The following is a 25,541-nucleotide window of genomic DNA, read 5'->3' as shown; positions in this document are numbered from 1 at the left end:
GATCAAACTAGGTTTCTACTATCTTCAAGACATTCGAAATCTCCTCACCTTATATCCTTTGAATCTTTTTTATTAAAGAAATTCGAGATGATGATCATCAATAGTCCTATAACGATGAGAGGGATAGATGCAGCCTCTAATAACTTTGGCAAACCATCAATATCCACAATGTCACTAAATGCAAATCCAGCTGCAAAAATCCATAAACCTAAATTGAATAACCATTTCCCCGCTGTGGTTTTCCTCTTTGAAAACATCTACATTCCCCTCTCAGCAAGCGCTATTTCATTTTTTTAACAAACATGCAATAAAAGATAAGCAGATATATCATATCAAAACTGCAGTTATATGGAAATGAAAACCATATCAAGGGTTGCAAACTGGAGTCCACGAAATTTACACCTAACTACTAAAGACCAAGCATTTCCCCCATTCAACTTCACTTCTTTCTCTTTTCCGACATATTCGCATGTTTTCAACCACGTAAAATCAGGAATTCTACCAAAGGTAAGGAGGAATCAACACGATGGAAAAAATCAAACTAGGAAACAGCGATGTAGAAGCGACAAGAATTGCACTTGGTACTTGGGCTATTGGTGGAAGCGGCTGGGGTGGAACGGATGAGCAACAGTCGATCGAAACCGTTCAAGAAGCGATAAGAAAAGGAATCACAACCATTGATACGGCTCCTGCCTATGGACAAGGACTGTCTGAGAAGTTGGTCGGACAGGCGATTGCCGATATGGATGTAAAACGTGAAGACCTTGTACTGGCTACGAAGGCCGGTATCGGCTGGGATGATAACGGAGGCTATCGTGACAGCCGTCCTGAGCATTTAGAAAAGGAACTGCAGGCAAGCCTTGAGCGACTGCAGACAGACTATATCGACGTCTATCAGATTCATTGGCCGGATACCGATGTATCGATAGAAGAGACCGCTAAGAAAATGAAAGAGTTCTATGATGAAGGAAAAATCCGTGCCATCGGAGTCAGCAACTTCAGCCCGGATCAAATGCACGAATGGCAGCAGCACGCGCCGATCCATACGTCACAAATGCACTTGAACATGCTGCAACGTTACTTGCTGAGCTGGTTCGAGTACTGCCAGACGCACAACATCTCCACGTTGTCATGGGGTTCGCTCGCACACGGCATGCTGACAGGCAAATACGATAAAGACGCTACCTTCCCGGACGATGACTTACGCAGCAACATCGAGCTGTTCCAGGGAGATAAATACCCGAACTTAATCGATGCGGTGGAAGAATTGAAAGAGTTCGCAGATAAGAGAGACCGCAACATCATCCAACTGGCCGTACGATGGATCATGGACCACCCCGTCGGCGCAGATGTCGTCCTATGGGGCGCCCGCAAACCTTCTCAGCTGGAAGGGGTTCATGGAGCGGATGAGTTTCTGCTGACGACTGATGAAAGGCAGCGGATTGATAAGATTTTGTTCAAGTATGTAGATGATTTGGAGAATGGGACGCTGGAGGAATATGGTCCGCCGATGAGGTCAGATTTGAAATAGTGTTAACAGCCCCTCTTACATCATATGTTTAAATCATTTACTAAAAAGTTATAAATATATCAAAAAGCCTGAACATACCGTTCAGGCTTTTCGCAAATGAGAAACAAATTAATACTTGTATATACCTAACTCTCTCAACACACTAATAGTCGAGGTATCTAGTGCTGTCCTTGTGTTTGAGATTTTCCCTGAAGAACTTAAAATGCCTCCCTCAAACACACTACCACTATCATCTCTCAACCAATCTATTGTTGATAATTTCTCTGCTAGTTTTTCGGGGTCAAGGTTTTTTGTGAATCCTATGTGCCCTACTCTTGCAATAACATATAAGCCTGCCCCACTCATAGAAACATATTCCCCCCTTAAAGCAGGGACCTTTTCGAGATTTCCCTTTATATCTGAAAACGGTTGTAAATTGTTAAATATAGATCTTAGATACCTAGAAGTAAAACGAAGTAAACGTTCAAAATTAGGGCCTCTTGGGTCAAACTCTTCTTTAAAGTTCTTCTCAGCATTCCCTTGATCTAATGCGATGTAGGAAATAACGTTTTTCAATATGTTAAACGATAAAGTCACTTTAGATCGTGCACCTACGTTATCAACAGGTGAAAAACCTATATAACCTTGGTACCCATTTCTCAAATGCTGTACATAATGAAGATCACTATCTATACCAGCGATCGCCTTCGTAGCTATTGATAAAGGATCCTTTCCCTTCAAGATGTTATAAATCGAACGCTCGATAGGAGTACCATTATTGAGATCTACAAACATTTCTTTACGCTTGTCTACATTAGGCTCGACGTAAAAATCACACCCAATATAATATGAAGAACTATCCCCACCTGTTAACTCTACAATATCGTGTATGGCTTTTGTGCGGTGGTTCCCGTCTCCTGTATCTAACTCTACTAATACTTCTCCAACTTCATTAAAAGGAATTGTAATTTGTCCAAACAGAGGGGTATTGGACCTTTCTACAGCTTCTTTTATCATTCCGGGATTCTTCTTTAGGTCAGGATAATCATTTTCATGGAATATCTCTTTTATTGTATCTGGGGAAGGAATAAAAGACTCAAAAGGCAAGGCATTATCTACCATGACAGTTAGTCCTGGTAAAATAAAATCATTTGGTTGGCTCATAATATAATTCTTTAGTTCATTAGATTTCTTCGGCTTAAGGTATCTATTACGAAGATCATTAACATCATCTATCAACTCTTCATGAGAACTCGGTTTTTCTTTGGTATGTGTCAGAAATTTTTTCACATCGGAAAAGCTTAAAGTTGTACGATAAACTATCCTTCCACCTTGAACAAACACTTGAGCATTTAAGACGTAACCCTCAGCAGTTACTTGAGTGGTTGTAGGACTTTCTTGATGCAAATCTTCCGGAATAAATATATCAAGTTGCCTATTTTTTGACATAAAACCCCTCCTTTATAATCATATTACATTTACAACATTTTTTTGTAAACAATCAAGTTCTGAAAACCAATAAAAATTTAATGGTCTATAATTAATAGCAAATCATCAAACATATAATAGACCGGAGAATGAAATTTTTTAACTAGAGAAGTATGGTAAGTTGGTGGGCACATTGGACAGGACTGCTTTCAATGCAGATATTATTGAACAATCAAGTAGCTATTAAAAAAAATAGGCCTGAGCAGATTAATCTGCTCAGGCCTATTTATTACTTTTATTTATTTCTGCAATGCTACCTTCACAACACTATCTCCAACCGTAAACTCTTTCATTTCTTCCGCTTCCCCTACAGTCAGGTTGTTCACGAGAACATTTTCACGGATTAGAGATTCATTCTGCTCGATCGCCTGTTTCACATCGTCATCACCCGTCAGCGTGATGTCGACGCGGAGGTCGATTGGCAGGTCTTGTTGTTTACGATCGTCCTGGATGGCGCGGATCACTTCACGGGCAAGACCTTCAAGGCGAAGTTCTTCTGTGATGTTCGTATCCAATACGACGTGGAAGTCCTGGTTGGATCCCATGGATAGTCCGGCATCAGCTACGCGCTCGATGTTCAGGAGATCGAGTGGGACTTCGACGTCCCCGTCTGCTGTTGGTACGACAGCTTTTTCGTTTTGGACGACTTGAGCCGCTTCTTCGTCAGAAAGCTTTTCAAGATAGCCTTTCGCTACACCGACGTTCTTACCAAGAACCGGACCGGCTGCGCGGAAGTTCAGCTTCACTTCGTAGCGGACAAGGTCATCAGAAGACTGTTTTACGACAACTTCTTTGACGTTGATCTCGTCACGGATGATCGAGCTGTATTTTTCCATCGCTTTGCCTTGCTCTGGGTTCACTGGGATGACAGTCAGCTCAGCAAGTGGCTGCTTCGTCTTGATTTCTTCTGTGTTACGTACGCCACGCGCAAGCTCAACGACTTGCAGGACAGCGTCCATATCTTGTTCCAACTGCTTATCGACCAGTTGATCATCGACTTTCGGGAAGAACGCCAAGTGCACGCTTTGACCCGTCAAGTTGTGATAGATGTCGTCTGCAAGGAACGGTGTATAAGGCGCCATCAGCTGGCTTAAGCCTGTCAGCACTTCGTGAAGCGTGTGGTAAGCGGCTTTCTTAGACTCCGTCATGCCCTCTTCCCAGAAACGATCACGAGAACGACGGATGTACCAGTTACTCAACTCATCGACATACTTCTCAAGAGCCTTCGCTGCTTTCGTGAAGTCGTAGTCGTTCAGTGCTTCTTCTACAACAGCTGTAACACTGTTCAGGCGGGAAAGAACCCAGCGGTCAAGCAGCGTCTTCTCCCCTGCATCGTTCGGATCGAATTCGTATCCGTCGATGTTCGCGTAAAGCGTATAGAAACCGTGCGTGTTCACAAGCGTGTCGATGACTTTCGACTTCGCTTCGATCACGACGCGCTCAGAGAAACGCTTGTTGTTCCAAGGCGCACTGTCGGCAAGAAGAGCCCAACGGAAGGCATCGGCACCGAATTTGCTGACAAGGTCCGTCGGATTCAGCGCATTTCCTTTACTCTTGGACATCTTACGTCCTTCTTCGTCCAGGATGTGCCCTGTAGACAGCACGCGTTTGTATGGCACTTTACCTGTAAATAGTGTCGAAACAGCAAGCAGGCTGTAGAACCATCCGCGCGTCTGGTCGATTCCTTCACAGATGACATCTGCAGGGAATTGTTTTTCAAACTGATCTTTATTTTCGAATGGATAGTGCTGCTGAGCGAACGGCATGGATCCACTATCGAACCATACGTCGATGACCTCAGGCACGCGCTCCATCGTTCCTTCACACTTCTCACACTTCAGCTGTACGCGGTCGACATACGGCTTGTGCAGTTCCACATCGCCGATATCACCGATCGCTTTTTCTTGAAGATCAGCCTGGCTGTGCGGTGCGTATTGGTGATCACAGGAATCACAGATCCAGATTGGCAGCGGCGTACCCCAGAAGCGGTTACGTCCGATGTTCCAGTCGACCATGTTCTCAAGGAAGTTACCGAAACGGCCGTCCTTGATGTGGCCTGGGTGCCACTCCACCTGTTGGTTATTTTCAAGGAATTGATCCTTAAGGGATGTAGTCTTGATGAACCAGCTCTCGATTGCGTAATACAAGAGTGGAGAGTCACAACGCCAGCAGTGCGGGTAGCTGTGCTCGTATTTCTCTTTATGGAAAAGGAGACCTTCATTGGCCAGGTACTTCACGATATCGACGTCACAGTCTTTGACGAAGCGACCTGCGAATGGAGGGATATCCTCTGTATATTGACCTTTGCCATCTACAACGTTGAAGAAGGAAAGGTTGTGTTCTTTCACAAGGTTGTAGTCATCTTCACCGTAAGCAGGTGCGATGTGTACGACACCTGTACCGCTCTCAGCGTTAACGAAGTCCGCTTCAACAACGAAGTGACCGCGCTCAGGCTTCACGTATGGGAATGGTGCTTCGTACTCGACATTCTTGAACTCGCTTCCTTTATGACGGGAAACGACTTCGTACTCTTCGCCAAGGTTCTTCTCAGCAAGAGCCTCCGCTACGATGTACACTTCTCCGTCTTTCTTCGCCTTGATGTAATCAAGATCAGAGTGGACAGCTAGTGTTACGTTTGCCGGAAGTGTCCACGGTGTTGTCGTCCAGCCTAGGAAGAATTCATTTTCTGTGCCTTTCACTTTGAACTTCGCTGTTGCGGAAAGGTCTTTGACGTCCTCATAGCCTTGAGCCACTTCGTGTGAGCTCAGTGTCGTCTGACAGCTCGGGCAGTAAGGCGTAACGCGGTGACCTTTCGAAAGAAGATCACGCTTGTGCAGGTCACTTAAGATGTACCAGACACTCTCGATATAACGGTTTTGAAGCGTCACATACGGATCATCCATGTCGAGCCAGTACCCGATCGATTCCGTGAATTCACGCCACTCTTTTTCATAATTGAAGACACTTTCTTTACACTTCTCGATAAACTTCTCGACACCATACTCTTCGATTTCCTGCTTACCGGAAATGCCAAGCTGCTTCTCGACTTCAAGCTCAACCGGAAGGCCGTGTGTATCCCAGCCACCCTTACGAAGCACTTGATAGCCCTGCATCGTTTTATAACGACCGACAAAGTCCTTGATGACGCGGCCCAGAACGTGACCCGCGTGCGGTAGACCATTCGCTGTCGGAGGTCCTTCATAAAATACAAATGTTTCGGCGCCCTCGCGCTCGTTCATCGAGCGACGGAAGACATTCTCTGCGTTCCAGTAATCCTTCACGCGATTCTCGCGGTCTAAAGCCGCTTCTTTCGTGTTCACACTGCGCATTACTTCCACCTCTTACCCTTTTATTTTTTTCTATACCAAAAACAAAAAATCCGCCCCTGAACATATGTCAGGGACGGATTCTACTTCCGCGGTACCACCCAGATTCCGTGCAGATGCACGGCTCTTTGCAAAAACGGATAACGGCCGCTGCCGGCTCTCCCTACTCGTCACTCTTTCAGGGGAACTTCTCGGAGATGATCTTCAGCCAAACAACTGCCGTCACCTTCCAGCAAAATGGTGACTCTCTGAGGACAGAACGGATCGCCTACTCTTCTCGTCAACGAATCGATACGTAGTTTCTTCATATCTTATAATGAAATGTTCCAGTTGTCAAAAACTTGTTACCATCCTATCCGGAAATCTGTCGGTTTATACCTTTGATTGAAGATTTCTCTCATTTGGGGTTCGGGATTCACGGGGCTGGGCGCGGCTTTTCCGGATTGAGCGCGATTTCCACACGGCGGGCGCGACTTTCTCAGTTTGAGCGCGATTTCCACACGGCTGGGCGCGACTTTCTCGATTTGAGCGTGATTCTCTAGCAGTCGGGCGCGTTCCTTCTTTCTGCGGGCATTCGACAACCGGCTCACGTTATAATGGAAGAAAAAGGAGGACGTTCGATGACAGATGAACAGAAGAACAAGGTGCGACAGACGTTTTCGAAAAATAAAGAAGCGTACGTGACGAGTTCGACGCATCGCAGCAAGTCGGATCTCGAACAAGTGACAGCGTGGCTCCAGCCCCAACCTTCATGGAAGGCGCTTGATATTGCGACGGGTGGAGGCCACGTGGCGAAGGAACTCAGCCGTTCTGCCGGCATGGTGTTTGCGACGGATTTAACGAAAGACATGCTGCAGAACACGGCCCGCCACCTTCAAGATCAGTCGAACATTCACTATGTCGTAGCGGATGCGGAAGAGCTTCCCTTCATCGACGAGACGTTTGACGTCGTGACATGCCGGATTGCCGCTCATCACTTTCCGAACCCGTCGGCCTTCATCCAAGAAGTGAGCCGCGTATTGAGGCCGAAGGGGAAATTTCTACTCATCGACAACGTTGCCCCTGAGAAGGATGAATTGGATACCTTCTATAATACATTCGAAAAAATGCGCGACTCGAGCCATGTCCGTGCTCTTAAGATATCTGAGTGGGAGAAGCTGCTGCGGGACGACCAACTTCCTATTGTAAGGAGCGAAACACGCAAGAAGAAACTCCCCTATCGAGACTGGCTTGAGCGGACGCAGGATGATACGGATCAGCAAAAAGCGATTGATGAATACTTCAAGCAAGCATCACCCGAACAACATACTTATTTTCAATATGACGATTCGCTCACCTCCTTCTCCATCGATGAATGGGTCGTGTTGAGTCAAAAAAACTAAACACTCGCAGCATGTGTTAACCAAATAACACATCGTCTGTATAAGTACGCCACCAATGGAAAAAATATCGTTAATTGGAGGTGTACATATATGGACGTTGTCGTTATGGCCCGGGCACTATTCGGTTCCTCGCTCGGGTTCCACATCATTTATGCCACAATCGGCGTCGGGCTTCCGGTCATGATCATCATCGCTGAAGTTCTTTATTTGATCAAAAAGGATTCCGACTACGCGTTGATGGCTCGTCGCTGGACGAAAGGGTTTGCGATTATCCTCGCCGTCTCGATTGCATCAGGAACGATTGTCGGAGTCATGATCTCGCTCCTGTTTCCGAATTTCATGGAAATCGTCGGACAGGTCATCGCCCTTCCGTTCCAAATGGAGATCTTCGCTTTTCTAATTGAAGCTGTGTTTATGTCGATTTATCTGTATGCGGCCGATCGGCTCCCACCTAAGCTTCGAATTGTCAGTATCGTAGCCGTTGCGTTGGGTGCGATTGCATCCGCTGTATTAATCACAGACGTCCATGCCTGGATGAATACACCGGCAGGATTCAGGGTGACGCCGGATGGCGGCATTACGGACGTGGATACGTGGGCAGCCTTTTTCAACCCGAGCTTTGTGACTTCTGCTTTCCACGTCGTGTTCTCTGCTTTTATGACTGTCGCCTTTATTATCGCTTCGATTGCGGCGCTTCGATTGATGAGAAAAAACATTTCGGAGAAAGAGCGCAATTATCATAAGAAAGCTTTGACAATCGCTCTGTACTTCGGATTCATTACGTCAATGGCTACAGCCATCAATGGACACGAGACGGCTCAAAAGCTTCACGAATACAACCCGAGGAAGCTGGCTGCCGCCGAAGGGCTGTTTGAAACGACGCGCTATGCGCCATTGTCCATCGGAGGATATGCATCAATCGAGGACCAACGTGTGAAATACGCCATTGAGATCCCATATGCACTCAGCTTCCTTGCAGCCGATCGATTCGACACGGAAGTGAAAGGATTGAATGAATGGCCGGAAGAACTGTGGCCACCATTGTATGTCCATATCCTCTTCAATATTATGGTCGGCATCGGATCCGTTCTGATCGTCGTTGCGATGTTCGCACTCTTTTGGAAGCTCGTTTTGAAAAAAGAGTACCCGCAATGGCTGCTTTCGCTGCTTGTCGTTGGAGGACCGCTTGCGATGATCGGCATCGAAGCGGGTTGGTGCTTCAGCTGTATCGGAAGGCAGCCGTGGACGATTACAGACGTACTCCGCACGGGTGAGGCTGCGACGAGGTCCAACAGCGTCGGCATCCTATTCATCCTGTTTATTACGCTGTATGTCACGTTGATCTTTGCGACGGCATTTATTTTGAAGTATTACTTTAAACGAAATCCTGTCAGTAATGATCTAGCGAAAGGAGAGAGCTGACGATGGAAGCATCCTCTTTAGCCATCACCATTCTTTGGAGCCTGCTGTTTGTCTATGCCATGCTCGGTTCTCTCGACTTCGGCGCCGGATTCTGGGGCATGGTTTATGGAAAAAACAATCAGACGAATGCTTCGATCATTGCGAACCGCTTCCTCTCCCCTGCCTGGGAGATCACGAACGTGTTCATGGTCATTCTCGTCGTTTCGGTCATCACCTTTTTCCCGTTTGCCACCACCCTGCTCGCAAGTATTCTCTTGGTACCTGTAGCGCTCGGTATTTTCCTATTGACCGTCCGCACAACGTTTATGGTTTTCGAACACCATGCGAACCGGTTCCGGAACGTGCTGCTCGTGACTTCCGGTATCACCGGGCTGCTCCTCCCGGCCTTACTCGTCAGTATTCTGCCGATTACGCTCGGAGGGTTCGTGAACTTTGAAAATGAGTACCCAAGACTCGAATACCAGGAACTCTTAACCCACCCGACACTTTATATGCACGTCGCATTCGGATTATCGACAGAGCTGTTCATTTCAGCCGTGTTTCTGATGGACTATGCCAAAGAAGCGGAAAACTGGAAGGCTTACCACACCTTCCGGAAACACGCCACCTGGCTCGGTCCCGTTTCCATCCTGATCGCCGTTTTGACGATCGGGACTTTCCCCGAGGAAGCTCAATGGATCGTAGAAAACATTGAAGCGAACTGGCTCTGGTTCGGGCTGTCGGTCGTCTTCTTCCTGATTGGATACGGAGCTTTGTTTATCAAACGGAGCAACGGCCAGCGCGGATTCGCACGCTTAGCTGTCGTCGCGATTATCATTCAATACGGACTCGCCATCTATGCCTATGGATCCGCACACCTTCCATACCTCGTGTATCCTGACTTGACGGTGGAAGAAGGATTCACGAACGCCAACTTCTACATGATGCTCATCGTCTACGCAGTCGGATTCGGGATCTTGATTCCAGGATTCATTTTATTCTGGAAGCTGTTCTTGAAAGACAGACGTTATTTGAAGCAGGAATAGTGAGATAGAACCGTCAGAGGATTAAACTCTGGCGGTTCTTTTTTTAAATCCGCTGTTCTTAAAACCGGGAAAGCTACATACAACACAGCAACACTTACCATCAAAGGAACAGCCGCTACAATCATAATGACATCGATCGACACCCCAAAGCTCAGAATAAACGACGTAACCGCGTACGAGAGCGGAATCAATCCGAGCGATCCCGTTCGGATCAAGCTCATGACCCTCCCCACCTTATCTTCATCTGAGTAGGACTGAATCATCGAAATAAGCGGAATGTTCACAGCAGGGTTGATCATTCCAACGAATAAGATGATTAGAACAGCCATCCAAACGGACTGTGACTGACTGAAAACAATCATGCCGATGCCTTGAAGACCGATGAGGTACAGCGCATAGGCTCCTCTTTTTTTCTTCAAATTGATGATTCCGATGATGATGGAACCAACAATCATGCCGAGGGTGAGTCCGCCTTGAACAAAGCTGAAATCAATCGATGAGCCATTCAGGATCCCTTCCACAAAAATCGGCAGCCCCATCATTAACGGACCGGAAATGAAGAAGTTGACGATGATTGTGATGATGAACAAGGCTTTGATCAGCGGTGAATTCCACGTGTATTGGAATCCCTCCTTCAATTGATCTTTGAAAGCGGTCTGTGCAGCTTCCCGCTCCTCTTCTTCTCTTTTTTTCACAAAAAGGACACCGACTCCTGCTACAAATAAGCAAAAACTGATGATCAGGAAAAGGATGCTGTACCCGACAAAGCTGAGGAGGACACCTGCGAGAAGCGGACCAGAAAACAAAGCGACTTGGATCGCACCTTGGATGGTGGAGTTCGCTCGCGTCAACTGATCCTTGTGCACAACCTTCGGCAAGAGAGAGTCACGTGCCGGTTCGAACAACCCACCGAAAATCCCGAAGAAAGCGGCATTGATGGCAAGCACCCAGACCGGAACTTCCGTCATGAAGAAGAGCAGCGCAAGAACGATGGCCAGCACACCTCTTGAGAAATCAGACAGGAACATCATCTTCGTCTGTCTGTTCCGATCGGCGAGCACGCCTCCTGCAACCATGGAGATCATGCGGGAAGTGGTTAAACAAATCAAGACAATCCCGAGAGCCGCCTCAAGCCCGAGCCCCTCCACCACATACCAGGACTGGATGAACATAAACATCGACATACTCAAGCTCGAGACGACCGTTGCCACCCAGAGAAGAACGAAGGATTTCGACTTGAACAAAGGCGTTTCGACGGATTCCAACTGTTTAGCATTTTCCATAGACCTTATCCCCTTTTCATAAAAAAATTACTCGGTAAAATTATTTTTACAAGGTGTCCAAAAAAAGAGTCCGATGCTTACGACTCTTCCTTTTTTTCATACAATCCATCGTCCACATGAAAGCCAAGAAGGTGAATGTAATACAGTTTTGCATCATCTGTCGGCTCTTTCTTTTGAATCTCTGATAACTCCCGCATCAAATCATAAAACTTGGCCTGCCAAGCTTTGAAATCCTCTTCCCGAGCTTTGATTTCAAACGAGCTGGACACGTACTTCCAATTCGATGGATCCTTTGAGCCTGTGTCTTCCTTTAAAGCCTCTTCCGGCGCAGACAACACGCGTCTCTTTGAACGTTCGAGCATGCTCATCATCGTTTGACGAACGGTTTCGGACATTTCCGAATAAGGCAGCAAAGACTGATCCGGTACAAATCCACGGGCAACGGCCTGATAAAACTTCTGGACGATGCCGTTTTTCTCTTCTTTTTTCACGATCTCGACCAGTTCATTTTTTTCTAATTCCTTCAGGTGATAATGAATTCTGGCACGGGATAGATCGAAGACTTCCGATAGCTGCTGACCTGTTTGTGGCTTCTCCATCAGCCGAAGCAGAAGCTGCGAACGGAACGGATCACTCAAAGCCTTCAGTTGTTCATATGTTGTCAAAAGCTTGATATCAAACATCTGTTCACTCCATTTACTCGGTAAAATTAATTTAACTGTATTATCTGATAAAGGCGATAAGATGTCAATAAAAGTTATTCCTTCTCGCCCAAAGGGTACAACTAAAGCATCAAGGAGGCGAACCTATGAAGGAGTTATCGATACAGTATTTAGAAGAGGCGATTGAAGACAGCCGTCCTTTCGCGGCTTCCGGCAACGTCAATATGACCTTACCGAACTTCGACGAAACGATGAAGGACCTGCTCGGGGTTTCCATCATCACGACGGATTTGAAGTGCTATTCGGCTGGTGATCACCGCCAGTTCATCCCGATGCAAAGCACGTCGAAGGTCATCGGCTTGATGCTTGCATTGCAGGATTTCGGGAAAGAGCGTGTCTTCAATGCGGTCGGCATGGAACCGATGGGCGACTTTTTCAATTCGATCAGCCAGCTCGAGTCCTATGATACGAGCAAGCCGTTCAACCCGATGATCAACGCAGGGGCTATTGCGGTCAGCGCGATGATCAAAGGACAGAACCCGGCGAACCGCTTCGAACGATACCTTACGTTTCTCAAGGAGATTACCGATAACGATGACCTCGCCATGAGTGAAGATGTCTATGAAGCGGAAAAAGCGAACGGGGCACGCAACCGAGCTCTCGCTTACTTTATGCAGAGCACGGGGACGCTTGTTACGGATGTGGAGGAGGCGCTCGACCTTTATTACCGAATGAATTCTGTAATGATGTGCTGCGACGACTTCGCCCGCGTCGGGCTGTTTTTGGCGAGAGGTGGACGGTCCCCCCGTTCAGATGACAGGTTGATTCCTCCGCATCATTTAAGGACGGTCAAAGCCATTATGATGACATCTGGAATGTACAACTCTTCCGGACATTATGCCGTCGAAGCAGGCTTTCCGTGTAAGAGCGGCGTGTCCGGCAGCATCATCGGGGCCATCCCAGGTCGCATGGGAATCGGCGTCATCGGTCCGGCAATCGATGCCAAAGGGAACAGCACAGCAGGAGGCGCACTGATCAAGAAACTGTCGCAGGACTTGGACTTGAACATGTTCGGCGAAAACGGAGGGTTATCATGAGTTTCGATTATGATATGGACTTTAAGAATACGGATTTCCGGGAGAATCCCGAACTCTACCGTGTCGGACGAGGCGAACAGGGCGTCTTGATGGTGGAGCCGTACAAGAGTGAAATCCTCCCCCACTGGCGATTCAAAACACCCGACATCGCCAAGGGATCGTCCGAAAAAATTTATCAGCTTTTTCTCGATTACAAAGAAAAGAACGACTTCGTCGGCATGGATATGGCGCGCAAATTCCTTCAGATGGGATACACAAGATCGCGTCGCTATGCCAACTACAAAGGCGGCAAGAAATACGATGACGACGGGAACATCAACGACCGCGACATCGACGAGGAAAAAGCGAAGTCCGCCGAGATCTTTGAAGAGAAATGGATCAAAGCCCGGGAAGACGAGGAGTATTTGAAAAAGAAAAAAGAGCACCAGAAACAGTACGGATAACGTTGACATTTCACTCCCTCGCACGTAAGATACTATTAAACCGATGAATTTTATCGGAATTAACGTATGAGGGAGTCATGTCGTGTGAAAACTTATCCTCTCATCATCCTTCTCGGAACGATGCTTTTGTCCTGGGCGATCGGATTCTATTTCATCTCCATCATCACAACACCTACGATCATCATCCCTTTGTTTGACGGCTTCCTATGGATGAGTGAATATAAGGGATTCCTCGGTCTTCCGCTGCTCTTTACCGTTCTCACAGCTCCCGTCGCCTTCTACATCTTCAAGAACAGGCAGCGCCTTTTGAGAAAAAAGACGTGGTATACCGTATTCTCTGCGAGTCAGCTGTTTTGGATCGCCACGATCGCGGCCCAGCTGAAAATCATCGCCTTCAACCTAGGAATCTGCCATTAAGAAAACTGCTCTGAAGAAGCCCATCAGAACATTTACACCGTACACCCGAATATAAAAACGTTGTGAGCATCGCTCTCTCGTCTGCTTCTTCCCCTCTTACTTGAGAAAACGGAAGAGAGACCGCTTCTCTCTACGTTTTAAGACCTTTTAAACGCCAAAGAAGAAGGTGAACGCCACCTTCTTCTTTGGCGTGAGATTTTTTAGAAAATTTCGTTTTTAATATTGTCAAAGCTCACCACATAGTGTAGAGTTAGGAAAAAGATTTACCAAAAATTGAATGCATCACATTCTTATCAAGAGAAGCTGAGGGACTGGCCCGTCGAAGCTTCAGCAACCACTGGTCGAACCAGAAAGGTGCTAACTCCAGCAAGTTCTAGAAACTTGAAAGATAAGAAGGAGCGCTGAATCGGACTCAAACGCCTTCTTCTTATAGAAGGCGTTTTTTATTTTCCAAAATTATCAACTGAAAGAAAGGAGTTCGTTTGATGGCACCTCATACGGATACGCAGTTTGTACAGACCGGCAATCACAATCATGACCCGAACGGAGCGGTGAACCCTCCGGTTTACTTCTCCACCCCCTACCGTCATGAAGGACTTGGCACATCGACAGGGTTTGATTATACCCGAACGGGCAACCCTACCCGCGCAATTTTAGAAGAATCGATCGCTTCAATCGAGAAGGGAGACCGGGGATTTGCCTTCAGTTCCGGAATGGCCGCGATCCACACCGTCCTCTCTTTGTTTGAACGGGGCGACGAACTGATCGTGTCGGAGGATTTATATGGTGGGACGTACCGCCTGTTCGAAGAATTCTCCAGGAAGTATGGTCTCGTCTTTCACTACTGGAATGGTGAGGACGAAAAGACCCTTAAGCCTCTTATCAATGAACATACGAAAGCTGTTTACATCGAATCCCCGACCAATCCGTTGATGAAGGTGGTCAGCCTTGATGGGATCGTTCCCACCGCAAAGGCACATGACTTACTCGTTGTCGTCGACAACACGCTCTACACGCCTTTTCTCCAGCAGCCGATTGCCGAAGGAGCGGACATCGTCATTCACAGTGCGACCAAGTACCTCGGCGGACATAATGACGTGCTGGCCGGCTTAATCGTCACAAAGGGAGAAGCTGTGAGTGATCAGGTTGCCTTCCATCAAAATACATCCGGCGCTGTCCTCTCTCCTTTTGACTCGTGGTTATTGATGAGGGGCATGAAAACTCTCCCGTTACGGATGAAGCAGCATGAGGAGAATGCAAAGCGCATTGTCGATTACTTAGAATCCCACCCGGCTGTCACAGACGTCCTCTATCCTGGTAGAGGCGGGATGCTTTCGTTTCGGCTACAGAAAGAAGAATGGGTCGATGACGTTCTTCGAAACTTGGATGTGATCAGCTTCGCCGAGAGCCTCGGGGGCGTCGAAAGCTTTATTACGTATCCGGCCACCCAGACCCATGCGGACATTCCAGAAGACGTCCGCACAAGCTATGGCGTATGCAATCGCCTGCTGCGCTTTTCTGTCGGAATTGAACACATCGACGACTTGATCCAAGATCTTAATCAAACGCTTGACCAATTTTTGAAGGAGGAATCGATAAAATGACCGATCACACGTTCCAAACCCGACTCCTGCATAACGATTACAAGTTCGATCCCGCAACCGGCGGTGTCAGCGTCCCTGTACAGCACGCCTCGACGTATCATCAGTCATTCGACCAACCGGCCAAATACGATTACAGCCGCTCCGGCAATCCGACGCGCGAAGCACTGGAAACAACGATCGCCGAGCTTGAGAACGGCACAAGGGGCTTCGCTTTCGCCTCAGGCATGGCGGCGATCTCCACCTCCTTCATGCTGCTGTCTCAAGGCGACCACGTCGTCATTACAGAAGACGTGTACGGAGGCACTTACCGGATGATCCACAATGTGCTGCAACGATTCGGAATCGATCATACCTTTGTTGATATGACCGACCTCCATGCGGTCGCGACAGCGATTCAACCGAATACGAGACTGTTGTACATCGAAACGCCGTCGAACCCGGTCCTGAACATTACGGACATCCAAGCGGTTGTGAAGCTCGCCAAAGCGAACGGCTGTCTGACGTTCGTGGATAATACGTTCATGACCCCCGCCCTTCAACGGCCGCTCGACCTCGGCGCTGATCTTGTCCTTCACAGCGCAACGAAGTTCATTGCCGGTCACAGTGATGTCGTGGCAGGCCTTGCGGTAACGAACAATGTGGCATTAGGAGAGCAACTCGGCTTCTTACAAAATTCCTTCGGGTCGATTTTAGGACCGCACGATTGCTGGCTCGTGTTGCGAGGGTTGAAGACATTATTCTGCCGTCTTGAACAATCACAAAGGACGGCAGGCAAAGTAGCCTTGTTCCTATCCAAGCATCCTGCAGTTGAAAAAGTCTATTTCCCCGGCTTCTCTACACATCCCGGCCACCCGACACACCGTTATCAGGCAGACGGACCGGGCGCTGTCCTTTCCTTTCAACTGAAGGACGAAGACGCTGTACGCACCTTTACTCAAAGAGCGGAGATCCCGGTATTTGCGGTCAGTTTAGGGGCGGTCGAATCGATTTTGTCTTACCCGAAAAGGATGTCTCATGCTTCTATGCCACAGGAAGAACGTGAGAAGCGGGGCATTACAGATGGGTTATTGAGACTCTCTGTCGGGCTCGAACATCCGGATGATCTGATTGAAGACTTCAAACAAGCCCTTCAAGGCATTCAAACCCACCATTTATTTTTAGACGGGAGGATTCGAAGTGAATCTACGTGAAGCATTGCAGGACAGAATTTTAATCGGTGACGGCGCGATGGGTACCCTCCTCTATTCATACGGCATTGATCGTTGTTTCGAAGAGTTGAACCTCTCACACTCAGAAGAAGTAATCCGTGTCCACCAGGCGTACGTCGAAGCAGGGGCCGACGTGATCCAGACAAACACATACGGAGCGAATTACAGCAAGCTCTCCCGCTATGGGCTCGAGGATCAAGTAAAAGCGATCAACACCGCGGCCGTCAAGCTCGCCAAACAGTCTGCAACCGATGAACAGTACGTCGTCGGCACGATCGGAGGACTGCGCGGCATTCAGAAACAGACCATTTCATTAGAAGAAATCAAACGCTGCTTCCGTGAACAGCTCTACTGTTTTTTATTCGAAAAAGTGGACGGTCTGTTGCTCGAGACCTATTACGACTTAGAAGAGCTTTCAGCCGTCGTTGAGATTGCGAGAAACGAGACGGACCTGCCGATTATCGCTCACATCTCTACGCATGAACCGGGCGTACTGCAGGATGGGACGGCACTTGCAGATGCGCTCGAGCAGGTGGAAGCGGCAGGAGCTGATGTGGTCGGGGTCAACTGCCGTCTCGGACCCTATCATATGATTCAATCATTGGAGGAAGTTCCCCTCCCTGAAAGAGCTGTGCTCTCCGCCTATCCGAATGCGAGTCTTCCAGGGTTTCAGGAAGGACGCCTCGTCTACTCGACGGCTCCTGAATACTTTCAAAAGAGTGCTCAGTCCCTTTATGAACAAGGGGCACGCTTGATTGGTGGATGCTGCGGCACGACGCCTGAACATATCAAAGCGATGGCCCAGCAGGTGAAAGGTCTGCCACCGATTACAGAGAAGCAGGTTCTGAGACAACCCGAGCCGACCATCGTCTCTGAACGGGACGTGAACGAGCCGCCACGCCTGCACGAGGTCGCGAAGAAACAGCGTTCTGTCATCGTCGAGCTCGATCCACCGAAGAAGTTGAATACGGATCGCTTTTTCGAAGGAGCCCAAGCGCTTCATGAAGCAGGTGTCGATTCCATTACGCTTGCCGATAATTCCCTTGCCTCCCCTAGAATCAGCAATGCCGCGATGGCTTCTCTATTAAAGCAGAAGCATGAGATCAACCCACTCGTGCACATCGCCTGCCGCGACCGGAATCTCGTCGGCTTACAATCTCATTTGATGGGACTGCATACGCTCGGCATCCAGGAAGTCCTCGCTGTCACAGGCGATCCGACGAAAATCGGAGACTTCCCGGGTGCGACGTCAGTGTACGACTTATCTTCATTCGACCTGATTCATTACATTAAGCAGCTCAACAAAGGACTTTCGTTCTCCGGGAAGCCTCTCGGCGCAAGCACGAACTTCTCGGTGGCCGCCGCCTTCAACCCGAATGTACGGAACTTGAACCGGGCTGTCGGACGGATGGAAAAGAAAATCTCCTACGGCGCAGATTATTTTATCAGCCAGCCTGTATTCAACGAATCTCAGATGCTTGAAGTCTATGAAGCAACCAAACATATCGAGACTCCCATCTACATCGGCATCATGCCGCTTACCGGGCTCAAAAATGCTGAGTTCCTTCATAACGAAGTGCCAGGCATGAAGCTTGAACATTCAATACTGGAACGGATGGCCGCCGTTGATGGCGACCGTGAACAATCTCAGACAGAAGGACTGGCCATAGCCAAGTCACTGATCGATGCAGCCATGGATTTGTTCAATGGCATCTATTTGATCACCCCGTTCCTGAGATACGAAATGACACTTGAGCTCACGAACTATATTCACGAGAAAACCGGACAGGAAAGGAAGGTCACCAATGGGATCCACGTCACTTGAAGCACACTTACAACAACGCATCCTCATCTTAGATGGAGCGATGGGAACGATGCTGCAGCAGGCAGACTTAACGGCGGAGGACTTCGGTGGTGAAGCGTACGACGGGTGCAACGAGTACTTGAACGTGACCGCTCCACACGTGCTCGATACCATTCATGCCGCATACTTGGAAGCAGGTTCAGACATTATTGAAACGAACACATTCGGCGCCACCAGCCTCGTATTGGATGATTATGAACTCGGACACTTAGCTGAAGAAATCAACATCGAAGCAGCCAAAATCGCCAAGCGGCAGGCGGCTCGTTTTTCAACAGACAGCACTCCTCGCTTCGTTGCCGGAGCAATGGGACCGACGACCAAAACCCTTTCCGTCACAGGCGGAACGACATTCGACGCCTTAGCCGATGCCTACGAGGAACAGGCACGCGGTCTGATGAAGGGTGGCGTCGACCTGTTACTGCTTGAAACGTCCCAGGATATGCTGAACGTGAAAGCCGCTTTTGTCGGAATCAAACGTGCCGAGGAAACGCTCGGGTTCTCCCTTCCACTCATCGTATCCGGGACGATCGAACCGATGGGCACCACCCTTGCCGGTCAGTCGATCGAAGCCTTTTACTTATCCCTTGAGCATATGAATCCACTGGTCGTCGGGTTGAACTGCGCGACAGGACCAGAGTTCATGCGCGACCACCTTCGTTCCTTATCAGACCTCGCGACCACTCACGTGAGCTGTTACCCGAACGCAGGACTGCCCGATGAAGAAGGCAACTACCACGAAACACCGGAATCGTTAGCGACAAAAATCAGCGGATTCGCGGAGAAAGGGTGGCTGAACGTCGTCGGCGGCTGCTGCGGGACGACACCGGATCACATCCGTGCCATCAAGGAAGCGGTGAAGGGTTATGCTCCTAGAAAAGCCCCCGCTTCCCACGCCCACGCTGTGTCCGGCATCGAGCCGCTCCTTTATGACGATCCAGACCGCCGGCCGATCCTTGTCGGAGAGCGGACGAACGTCATCGGCTCGCGCAAATTCAAACGATTGATCGCAGAAAATAAATTCGAAGAAGCTTCCGAGGTCGCTCGTGCCCAAGTCAAAAAGAGTGCGCAGGTCATCGACATCTGCCTGGCCGACCCGGACAGCGATGAACGCGCGGATATAGAAGCCTTCATGAAGCAGGTCGTCAACAAAGTGAAGGTCCCGCTTATGATCGACTCGACCGACGTAGAGGTTATCGAGACGGCCCTGAAAATATCTCAAGGGAAAGTCATCATCAACTCGATCAATTTAGAGGACGGCGAAGAGCGATTCAAGGAAATCCTCCCTCTCGTAAAACGTTACGGGGCGGCGGTCGTCGTCGGAACCATTGATGAAGTCGGCATGGGCGTGACCGTGGAACGGAAGCTCGAGATTGCCAAGCGCTCTCATGACATCCTTGTCGAAGAGTACGGCTTGAACCCTTCAGATATTATCTTCGACCCGCTCGTCTTCCCTGTCGGCACCGGAGATGAACAGTACATCGGATCCGCCGAAGCGACCGTAGAAGGCATCCGTCAGATCAAAGCAGAATTGCCCGCCTGCCAGACGGTACTCGGCGTCAGCAACGTCTCCTTCGGTCTCCCTCCCGTCGGACGCGAAGTGCTGAATGCGGTGTACTTGTACCACTGCACGAAAGCGGGACTCGACTATGCAATCGTCAACACCGAGAAGCTCGAGCGCTTCGCCTCCATCTCAGCAGATGAGGTCGCCTTAGCGGAAAAGCTTCTCTTCGAAACGACCGATGAGTCGCTCGCAACGTTCACCGACTTTTACCGCGGGAAGAAAAAAGAAGTGCACGCTCCGACTTCTACGATGACGCTTGAGGAGCGCCTCGCCCACTATGTTGTGGAAGGGACGAAAGAAGGCCTGATTCCAGATCTCGAGAAGGCTTTGAGCACATATGACGCTCCCCTCTCGATCATCAATGGTCCGTTGATGGACGGCATGGCGGAAGTCGGGCGGTTGTTCAACGACAACCAGCTCATCGTCGCAGAGGTATTGCAGAGCGCCGAAGTGATGAAAGCCTCTGTCGCCTATCTGGAGCCTCATATGGAAGCGGACGATTCATCGAACAAAAAAGGGAAAGTGCTGCTCGCAACCGTTAAGGGGGATGTCCACGATATCGGCAAGAACTTAGTCGAGATCATCCTGAGCAACAACGGCTTCGAAGTCGTCGATCTCGGCATCAAAGTGACGCCGAACGAGCTGATTCAAAGGATTGAAAAAGAGCAGCCGGACATGATCGGTTTGTCGGGTCTTCTCGTGAAGTCTGCCCAGCAGATGGTGCTGACGGCGCAGGATTTGAAGCAGCAGAACATTTCGATTCCGATTCTCGTCGGTGGAGCGGCGTTGTCACGTAAATTCACGAATACGAAGATTTCACCTGAATACGAAGGGCCCGTCCTGTATGCGAAGGACGCGATGGATGGTCTTGCGATTTCCAACCAGCTTAGTGGTGAGGAGCGGGAAGAATTCTTGACCGATTATGCCACCAAACAGCAGAAAGCGCAGGAACGTGTAAAAAAACGTGCAGAGACGGAATCAGCTCAGACGGCTGTCGCCGTTAAGCCGAAACCGACAGTGGGAGCGGCTGAAGTTTTTACACCGAAAGATCTGGATCGTCACTTGATTCGGAATCATCCGGTGGCGCATATTGAGCCTTATATTAATCGTCAGATGTTGATTGGTCATCACCTCGGGTTGAAGGGGCGTGTGGCGAAGATGCTGGAGGAAGGAAATGAGAAGGCGGTTCATTTGAACGAGGTTGTGGATGGGTTGCTGGAGAAGGCGAGGTCGGAGGGGTGGATTCGGCCTTCTGCGATGTATCGTTTCTTCCCGGCGCAGTCTGACGGGGATGATGTGTTGATTTATGACCCGGCTGATGGGTCGACGGTGATTGAGCGGTTTACGTTCCCGCGTCAGCAGAAGGAGCAGTTTCTTTGTCTGGCTGACTACCTGCGCCCGGTCTCGAGTGGGGAGATGGATTATGTCGGGTTCTTTGCGGTGACGGCTGGTAAGGGGATTCGTCAGCGTGCTGTCGAGTTGAAGGAGAACGGGGATTACCTCGCGAGTCATGCCCTGCAGGCACTTGCGCTGGAAACGGCGGAAGGGTTGGCTGAGCAGGTGCACCAATTGATGCGTGATAAGTGGGGCTTCCCGGATCCCACCGACTTCACGATGCAGGAACGTTTCTCTGCAAAATACCAGGGGCAGCGCTTTTCGTTTGGCTACCCGGCCTGCCCCGAGCTTGAGGATCAGCGCAAGCTGTTTACGTTGATTCAGCCTGAGGACATTGGTGTGGAGCTGACGGAGGAATGCATGATGGAACCGGAGGCGTCGGTGACAGCTATGGTGTTCGCCCACCCGGAAGCTCGATATTTCAACGTTCATTAAAGGGTATTTCTTCCATTTTGTCGAAGGTGTGAGGTGGAGGTGTTCAGGATGAGTTTTTATACGTTTTTTGAAACCTTTAAGGAGCGGGCCCGCAAGCACGATCTGGGTTTCTTGAAGGAAGTGATCGCAGAGGAGTTTATTGCGCGTGAGATTCGAGACGGTGAGCACATGGACTATGGCCGTGAGGAGTCGGTTGAAGGCTGGCGTCAGGCTTTTGAGCATTTTGAAGGTCAGGATATGAACTGGATTTACACGAACCATTCAGTGACTCAGACGAAGGCCGATGAATGGATGGCGGTGTTCTGGGTATCTGTAGTCATTGCAGGCGAGCCTCTGCCCGCTTCGAATCTATTCTTTGATACGTTCCGCTATGAAGATGAAACGTGGAAGCTTGTCCGTTCCTATATTGAAGCTGGTGTGAAAAGTCCTGTATTAGAAAAAGCTTCCCGCTGAGGGGAAGCTTTTTTGGTTTGTTTGCTGGATTGGGTGGGGGTTCGTTTCTGGCTTCTTTTGAGAAGTTGGTGCTTTGGGTTTTATCGTCGTTTTTTATCTTCTCATTCAACGAAATGGCGATTATAGCATTTTTATCTACGTTTTCAGCCTTTCAATTCAACAAAACGTCGTTTATATCGCTTTTATCTACGTTTCTAGCCTTTCAACTCTGCAAAACGTCGATTAACGCCATTACCTAACTCTACTGCACGCTGAAAAACAGAAAATTCACGAATGATGCTTATAAATGACTGTGCTGTACACTTGAGGGCTGGCTTTGGGGTTCAAATATTGGGCGGCGCTGTTGACGGCGGCCATGGCTTCATTGAATCCGGAAGCGATCAGCATCGTTTTTCCATTGTAGATGGCGGCATCTCCTGCGACGAACACGCCGTCGATGTTGGAGCGCATGTCCGGCTCTACCGGAATCCGGCCTTTCTCCGTCTTCAAGCCCCACTCTTCATAAAGGCTCTTATCGATGTGCAAGCCTTCATAGACGAGGATGTCATCGACTTCCAGCACTTCCCCGTTATCAAGGGTCAGCTGCTCCAGTTTTTCTTCGCCATCCAGTGTTTCCACCGTCCTTTGCCAATGGACACGGACATTGGATGATTCAAGCGTTCCGACGTCTTTTTCGGAAGCGGCTTTGAACTTCTCTCCTCTATTGATCAAGTCGACAGAGGACGCAATTCCTTCAAGAGCAAGCGACCAGTCAATGCCTACACGACTGTCGGATACGACGGCGACCTTTTTTCCTTCGTATTGATTCTTCCATTGAACCGTGTAATGGATGAACTCTTGGAAGGATTCGCTGTTCGTCACCTCGAACGGCTGCATTTCGAACGTTCCTAATCCGGATGCGATGATCACCGTCCGCGAGCGGTGCTTCCCGCCCTGTTCGTTCGTCAGCTCGAAGCTGCCGTCTTCTTTCTTTTCTATCGAGATGATCTTCTCCCCTGACACAATGGCCGGTTCTTCGAAGGCCGCTTGTTCTTCAACGTTCTGGACAAGCTCTTCCCCCTTCACTCCTAGAAATCCGCCGACATCGTAAATCTTCTTTTCCGGATAAAAAAAGGACACCTTCCCGCCCATGTGTGGCTGGTACTCTATGACTTTTGTCTTCAAATCTCTCATGCCGCTGTAGAAAGCTGTATATAAGCCGGTAGTTCCTCCACCGATAATGGTTACATCAAACAAGTCACTCATCGTTTCCGCTCCTTATATTGAGAATCATTATCAATAGTATAAGCTGTATATTAAGAGTTTGTAAAGCATGTGCTGAAGAGGTAGATTGTCTTTCATCATTATCGTATAATGATATCGGATTTCGATAACGAGGAGGGATTACATGCTTCGAGACTTTTTTCTAGGGTCTATCAAAATTCATATTTTGTACCATGCTGACATCGAACCGATCTACGGCGCCTTCTTAATGGAAGAACTCGCTTCCCACGGTTACGACATCAGCCCGGGCACGCTGTATCCTACGTTGAAACAGCTTCATACCAATGGGTTTCTTGATAAATATGAGGAAAATGTGAAAGGAAAGGTTCGTAAATATTATGTCATCACAGACGAAGGACGCGAGCTTTTAGAAGAAGCGAAGCATCAAGTCCGTGAGTTGGCAGAAGAAGTGTTAGAGAAAGATTGGAGGAATTCAACATGAGCAAACCTAAAGGTTCATTAACTGAAATATTCAAAGCATCAACGAAGCTTGGACTGACATCTTTTGGAGGTCCAGTCGCCCACCTGGCTTACTTCAAAGACGAATACATCGACCGCAGGAAATGGATCGATGACAAAACATATGCGGATATCATCGCCCTCTGTCAATTCCTTCCCGGCCCTGCCAGCAGTCAGGTCGGTATTGCAATTGGAATGCTGCGCGGCGGCTTCCTCGGTGGTCTGATTTCATGGTTCGGCTTCACGATGCCATCTGTGATCGTCCTTGTTCTGTTCGCATTCATGTATCAATCATTCGACCTGGCCGACGCCTCCTTTATTCACAGCTTGAAGGTCGTGGCAGCCGCAGTCGTTCTGCACGCCGTTATCGGTCTAGGTAAAAAACTGACGCCGGACAGGCCGAGGATCTTGATCGCTATGAATGCGGCCACTATTCTTCTCCTCTATCCGTCTGCCTGGATGCAGCTTCTTATCATCTTAGCTGCAGGATTGTTCGGTCTTACGATGTTTTCAAATTTGCAGGAATCCAAAGTGCAGCCTTTCCCTGTCACGTTTTCGAAAAAAATCGGCGTGGCCTCTCTAAGCGTCCTGTCAGGCCTGCTTATTCTCCTTCCGATTCTGGCACGCAACATTGATCATGCTCTGATGCAGATCTTTGATACGTTCTTCCGTGTAGGAGCCCTCGTATTCGGTGGCGGGCACGTTGTGTTACCGATGCTTGAGAGAGAAGTGGTGCCAACTGGATGGCTGAACGCAGATGAATTTCTAGCCGGTTACGGAATGGCTCAGGCTGTTCCAGGTCCCCTGTTTACGTTCTCCAGTTACCTCGGGACGATGATGGAAGGCGTACTTGGCGCAGTCGTTGCGACAGTGGGAATGTTCCTGCCTTCCTTCTTGTTCCTGCTGGCGGCACTGCCTTTCTTGAATGAACTGAGAAAGCGCCCTGCCTTTCAAGGCGTACTGACAGGTGTGAACGCAAGTGTTGTCGGGATTTTACTTGCGGCCTTCTATGACCCTGTGATTACGAGCTCAATTGAAGACGGCGGAGACTTTGCCCTTGCGGCGTTTCTATTCGCCCTTCTCCACTTCTTCAAGGTTCCGGCATGGGCGATTGTATTGATCGGGCTGGCTGGAGGAGCCGTACTATCCTGGTTATAAATGACATAAAATAGCACTTAAGCCATGCTTAAGTGCTATTTTTTTATTATATCTAAAAAACATCACGTAATTTGAAGGATTCTTCC

At 48.8% G+C, this 25,541-nt stretch carries 20 protein-coding genes, 1 riboswitch and 1 other annotated feature; of the genes, 14 read left to right on the top strand and 6 right to left on the bottom strand.

Annotated features, from left to right (window positions below):
* Window positions 1-44: 44 nt before the first annotated feature.
* Complete coding sequence (locus LCM20_RS17915) at window positions 45-257, bottom strand: hypothetical protein (protein WP_225196863.1); 213 nt, start codon at window positions 255-257, stop codon at window positions 45-47.
* Between the two features lie 269 nt (window positions 258-526).
* On the opposite strand from LCM20_RS17915, the gene LCM20_RS17910 reads away from it, so the two are divergent.
* Window positions 527-1,531 (top strand): aldo/keto reductase, encoded by a 1,005-nt coding sequence (locus tag LCM20_RS17910; RefSeq protein WP_225196862.1) that lies wholly within the window; start codon window positions 527-529, stop codon window positions 1,529-1,531.
* 108 nt (window positions 1,532-1,639) lie between these two features.
* On the opposite strand, the gene LCM20_RS17905 is transcribed toward LCM20_RS17910, so the two are convergent.
* Together LCM20_RS17905 and ileS are read right to left on the bottom strand one after the other, a co-directional pair.
* Window positions 1,640-2,959: a DNA sulfur modification protein DndB gene (locus LCM20_RS17905; protein WP_225196861.1), complete on the bottom strand. Its 1,320-nt coding sequence runs from the start codon at window positions 2,957-2,959 to the stop codon at window positions 1,640-1,642.
* A gap of 278 nt (window positions 2,960-3,237) precedes the next feature.
* Window positions 3,238-6,327: an isoleucine--tRNA ligase gene (gene ileS, locus LCM20_RS17900; RefSeq protein ID WP_225196860.1), complete on the bottom strand. Its 3,090-nt coding sequence runs from the start codon at window positions 6,325-6,327 to the stop codon at window positions 3,238-3,240.
* 66 nt (window positions 6,328-6,393) lie between these two features.
* Window positions 6,394-6,617 (bottom strand) — a binding site (T-box leader).
* A gap of 327 nt (window positions 6,618-6,944) precedes the next feature.
* Here ileS and LCM20_RS17895 point away from each other — a divergent pair.
* The 3 genes from LCM20_RS17895 to LCM20_RS17885 all read left to right on the top strand — a co-directional run bounded on the left by LCM20_RS17895 (window position 6,945) and on the right by LCM20_RS17885 (window position 10,153).
* A complete protein-coding gene (locus LCM20_RS17895; RefSeq protein WP_225196859.1) occupies window positions 6,945-7,706 on the top strand; it encodes a class I SAM-dependent methyltransferase in 762 nt (253 codons plus the stop codon).
* 90 nt (window positions 7,707-7,796) lie between these two features.
* Complete coding sequence (locus LCM20_RS17890) at window positions 7,797-9,128, top strand: cytochrome ubiquinol oxidase subunit I (RefSeq protein ID WP_225196858.1); 1,332 nt, start codon at window positions 7,797-7,799, stop codon at window positions 9,126-9,128.
* 2 nt (window positions 9,129-9,130) lie between these two features.
* Entirely contained in the window at window positions 9,131-10,153 is a 1,023-nt protein-coding gene (locus LCM20_RS17885) for a cytochrome d ubiquinol oxidase subunit II (RefSeq protein WP_225196857.1), read from the top strand.
* On the opposite strand, the gene LCM20_RS17880 is transcribed toward LCM20_RS17885, so the two are convergent.
* Both LCM20_RS17880 and LCM20_RS17875 read right to left on the bottom strand, forming a co-directional pair.
* Window positions 10,135-11,436 (bottom strand): MFS transporter, encoded by a 1,302-nt coding sequence (locus LCM20_RS17880; RefSeq protein WP_225196856.1) that lies wholly within the window; start codon window positions 11,434-11,436, stop codon window positions 10,135-10,137. The two genes, LCM20_RS17885 and LCM20_RS17880, sit on opposite strands and share 19 nt — an antisense overlap.
* A 77-nt stretch (window positions 11,437-11,513) precedes the next feature.
* A complete protein-coding gene (locus LCM20_RS17875; RefSeq protein ID WP_225196855.1) occupies window positions 11,514-12,119 on the bottom strand; it encodes an ArsR family transcriptional regulator in 606 nt (201 codons plus the stop codon).
* A 125-nt stretch (window positions 12,120-12,244) separates the two neighbouring features.
* Here LCM20_RS17875 and glsA point away from each other — a divergent pair, with 125 nt between their 5' ends.
* The 8 genes from glsA (at window position 12,245) to LCM20_RS17835 (ending at window position 22,575) form a co-directional block, all read left to right on the top strand.
* Complete coding sequence (gene glsA / locus LCM20_RS17870) at window positions 12,245-13,195, top strand: glutaminase A (RefSeq protein ID WP_225196854.1); 951 nt, start codon at window positions 12,245-12,247, stop codon at window positions 13,193-13,195.
* On the top strand, window positions 13,192-13,638 hold the full coding sequence (locus LCM20_RS17865) for a DUF4385 domain-containing protein (protein ID WP_225196853.1): 447 nt from the start codon (window positions 13,192-13,194) through the stop codon (window positions 13,636-13,638). The genes glsA and LCM20_RS17865 overlap by 4 nt, the downstream gene beginning before the upstream one ends.
* 84 nt (window positions 13,639-13,722) lie before the next feature.
* The gene (locus tag LCM20_RS17860; protein ID WP_225196852.1) at window positions 13,723-14,055 is read left to right on the top strand and encodes a hypothetical protein; all 333 of its coding nucleotides are present in this window, start codon (window positions 13,723-13,725) and stop codon (window positions 14,053-14,055) included.
* 287 nt (window positions 14,056-14,342) lie between these two features.
* Window positions 14,343-14,450, top strand: a riboswitch (SAM riboswitch).
* Between the two features lie 90 nt (window positions 14,451-14,540).
* On the top strand, window positions 14,541-15,659 hold the full coding sequence (locus LCM20_RS17855; RefSeq protein WP_225196851.1) for a methionine biosynthesis PLP-dependent protein: 1,119 nt from the start codon (window positions 14,541-14,543) through the stop codon (window positions 15,657-15,659).
* The gene (metC, locus tag LCM20_RS17850; RefSeq protein ID WP_225196850.1) at window positions 15,656-16,849 is read left to right on the top strand and encodes a cystathionine beta-lyase; all 1,194 of its coding nucleotides are present in this window, start codon (window positions 15,656-15,658) and stop codon (window positions 16,847-16,849) included. Before LCM20_RS17855 ends, metC begins: the two co-directional genes overlap by 4 nt.
* Complete coding sequence (locus tag LCM20_RS17845) at window positions 16,836-18,692, top strand: bifunctional homocysteine S-methyltransferase/methylenetetrahydrofolate reductase (RefSeq protein WP_225196849.1); 1,857 nt, start codon at window positions 16,836-16,838, stop codon at window positions 18,690-18,692. Before metC ends, LCM20_RS17845 begins: the two co-directional genes overlap by 14 nt.
* Window positions 18,673-22,122, top strand: a complete 3,450-nt coding sequence (gene metH / locus LCM20_RS17840; RefSeq protein WP_225196848.1) for a methionine synthase — start codon at window positions 18,673-18,675, stop codon at window positions 22,120-22,122. Before LCM20_RS17845 ends, metH begins: the two co-directional genes overlap by 20 nt.
* 48 nt (window positions 22,123-22,170) lie before the next feature.
* A complete protein-coding gene (locus LCM20_RS17835; RefSeq protein WP_225196847.1) occupies window positions 22,171-22,575 on the top strand; it encodes a flavoprotein in 405 nt (134 codons plus the stop codon).
* Between the two features lie 267 nt (window positions 22,576-22,842).
* Here the strand turns inward: LCM20_RS17835 and LCM20_RS17830 are convergent, their stop codons facing one another.
* A complete protein-coding gene (locus LCM20_RS17830; protein ID WP_225196846.1) occupies window positions 22,843-23,820 on the bottom strand; it encodes an NAD(P)/FAD-dependent oxidoreductase in 978 nt (325 codons plus the stop codon).
* 142 nt (window positions 23,821-23,962) lie between these two features.
* Between LCM20_RS17830 and LCM20_RS17825 the strand changes: the two genes are divergently transcribed.
* A complete protein-coding gene (locus LCM20_RS17825) occupies window positions 23,963-24,280 on the top strand; it encodes a PadR family transcriptional regulator (RefSeq protein WP_225196845.1) in 318 nt (105 codons plus the stop codon).
* Entirely contained in the window at window positions 24,277-25,455 is a 1,179-nt protein-coding gene (gene chrA / locus LCM20_RS17820; protein ID WP_225196844.1) for a chromate efflux transporter, read from the top strand. Before LCM20_RS17825 ends, chrA begins: the two co-directional genes overlap by 4 nt.
* The last annotated feature ends 86 nt before the right edge of the window (window positions 25,456-25,541 follow it).

Origin of the sequence: Halobacillus litoralis, assembly GCF_020171725.1 — a bacterium.
Taxonomy (GTDB): domain Bacteria; phylum Bacillota; class Bacilli; order Bacillales; family Halobacillaceae; genus Halobacillus; species Halobacillus litoralis_F.
This window is presented reverse-complemented; position numbering and strand designations above follow the sequence as displayed.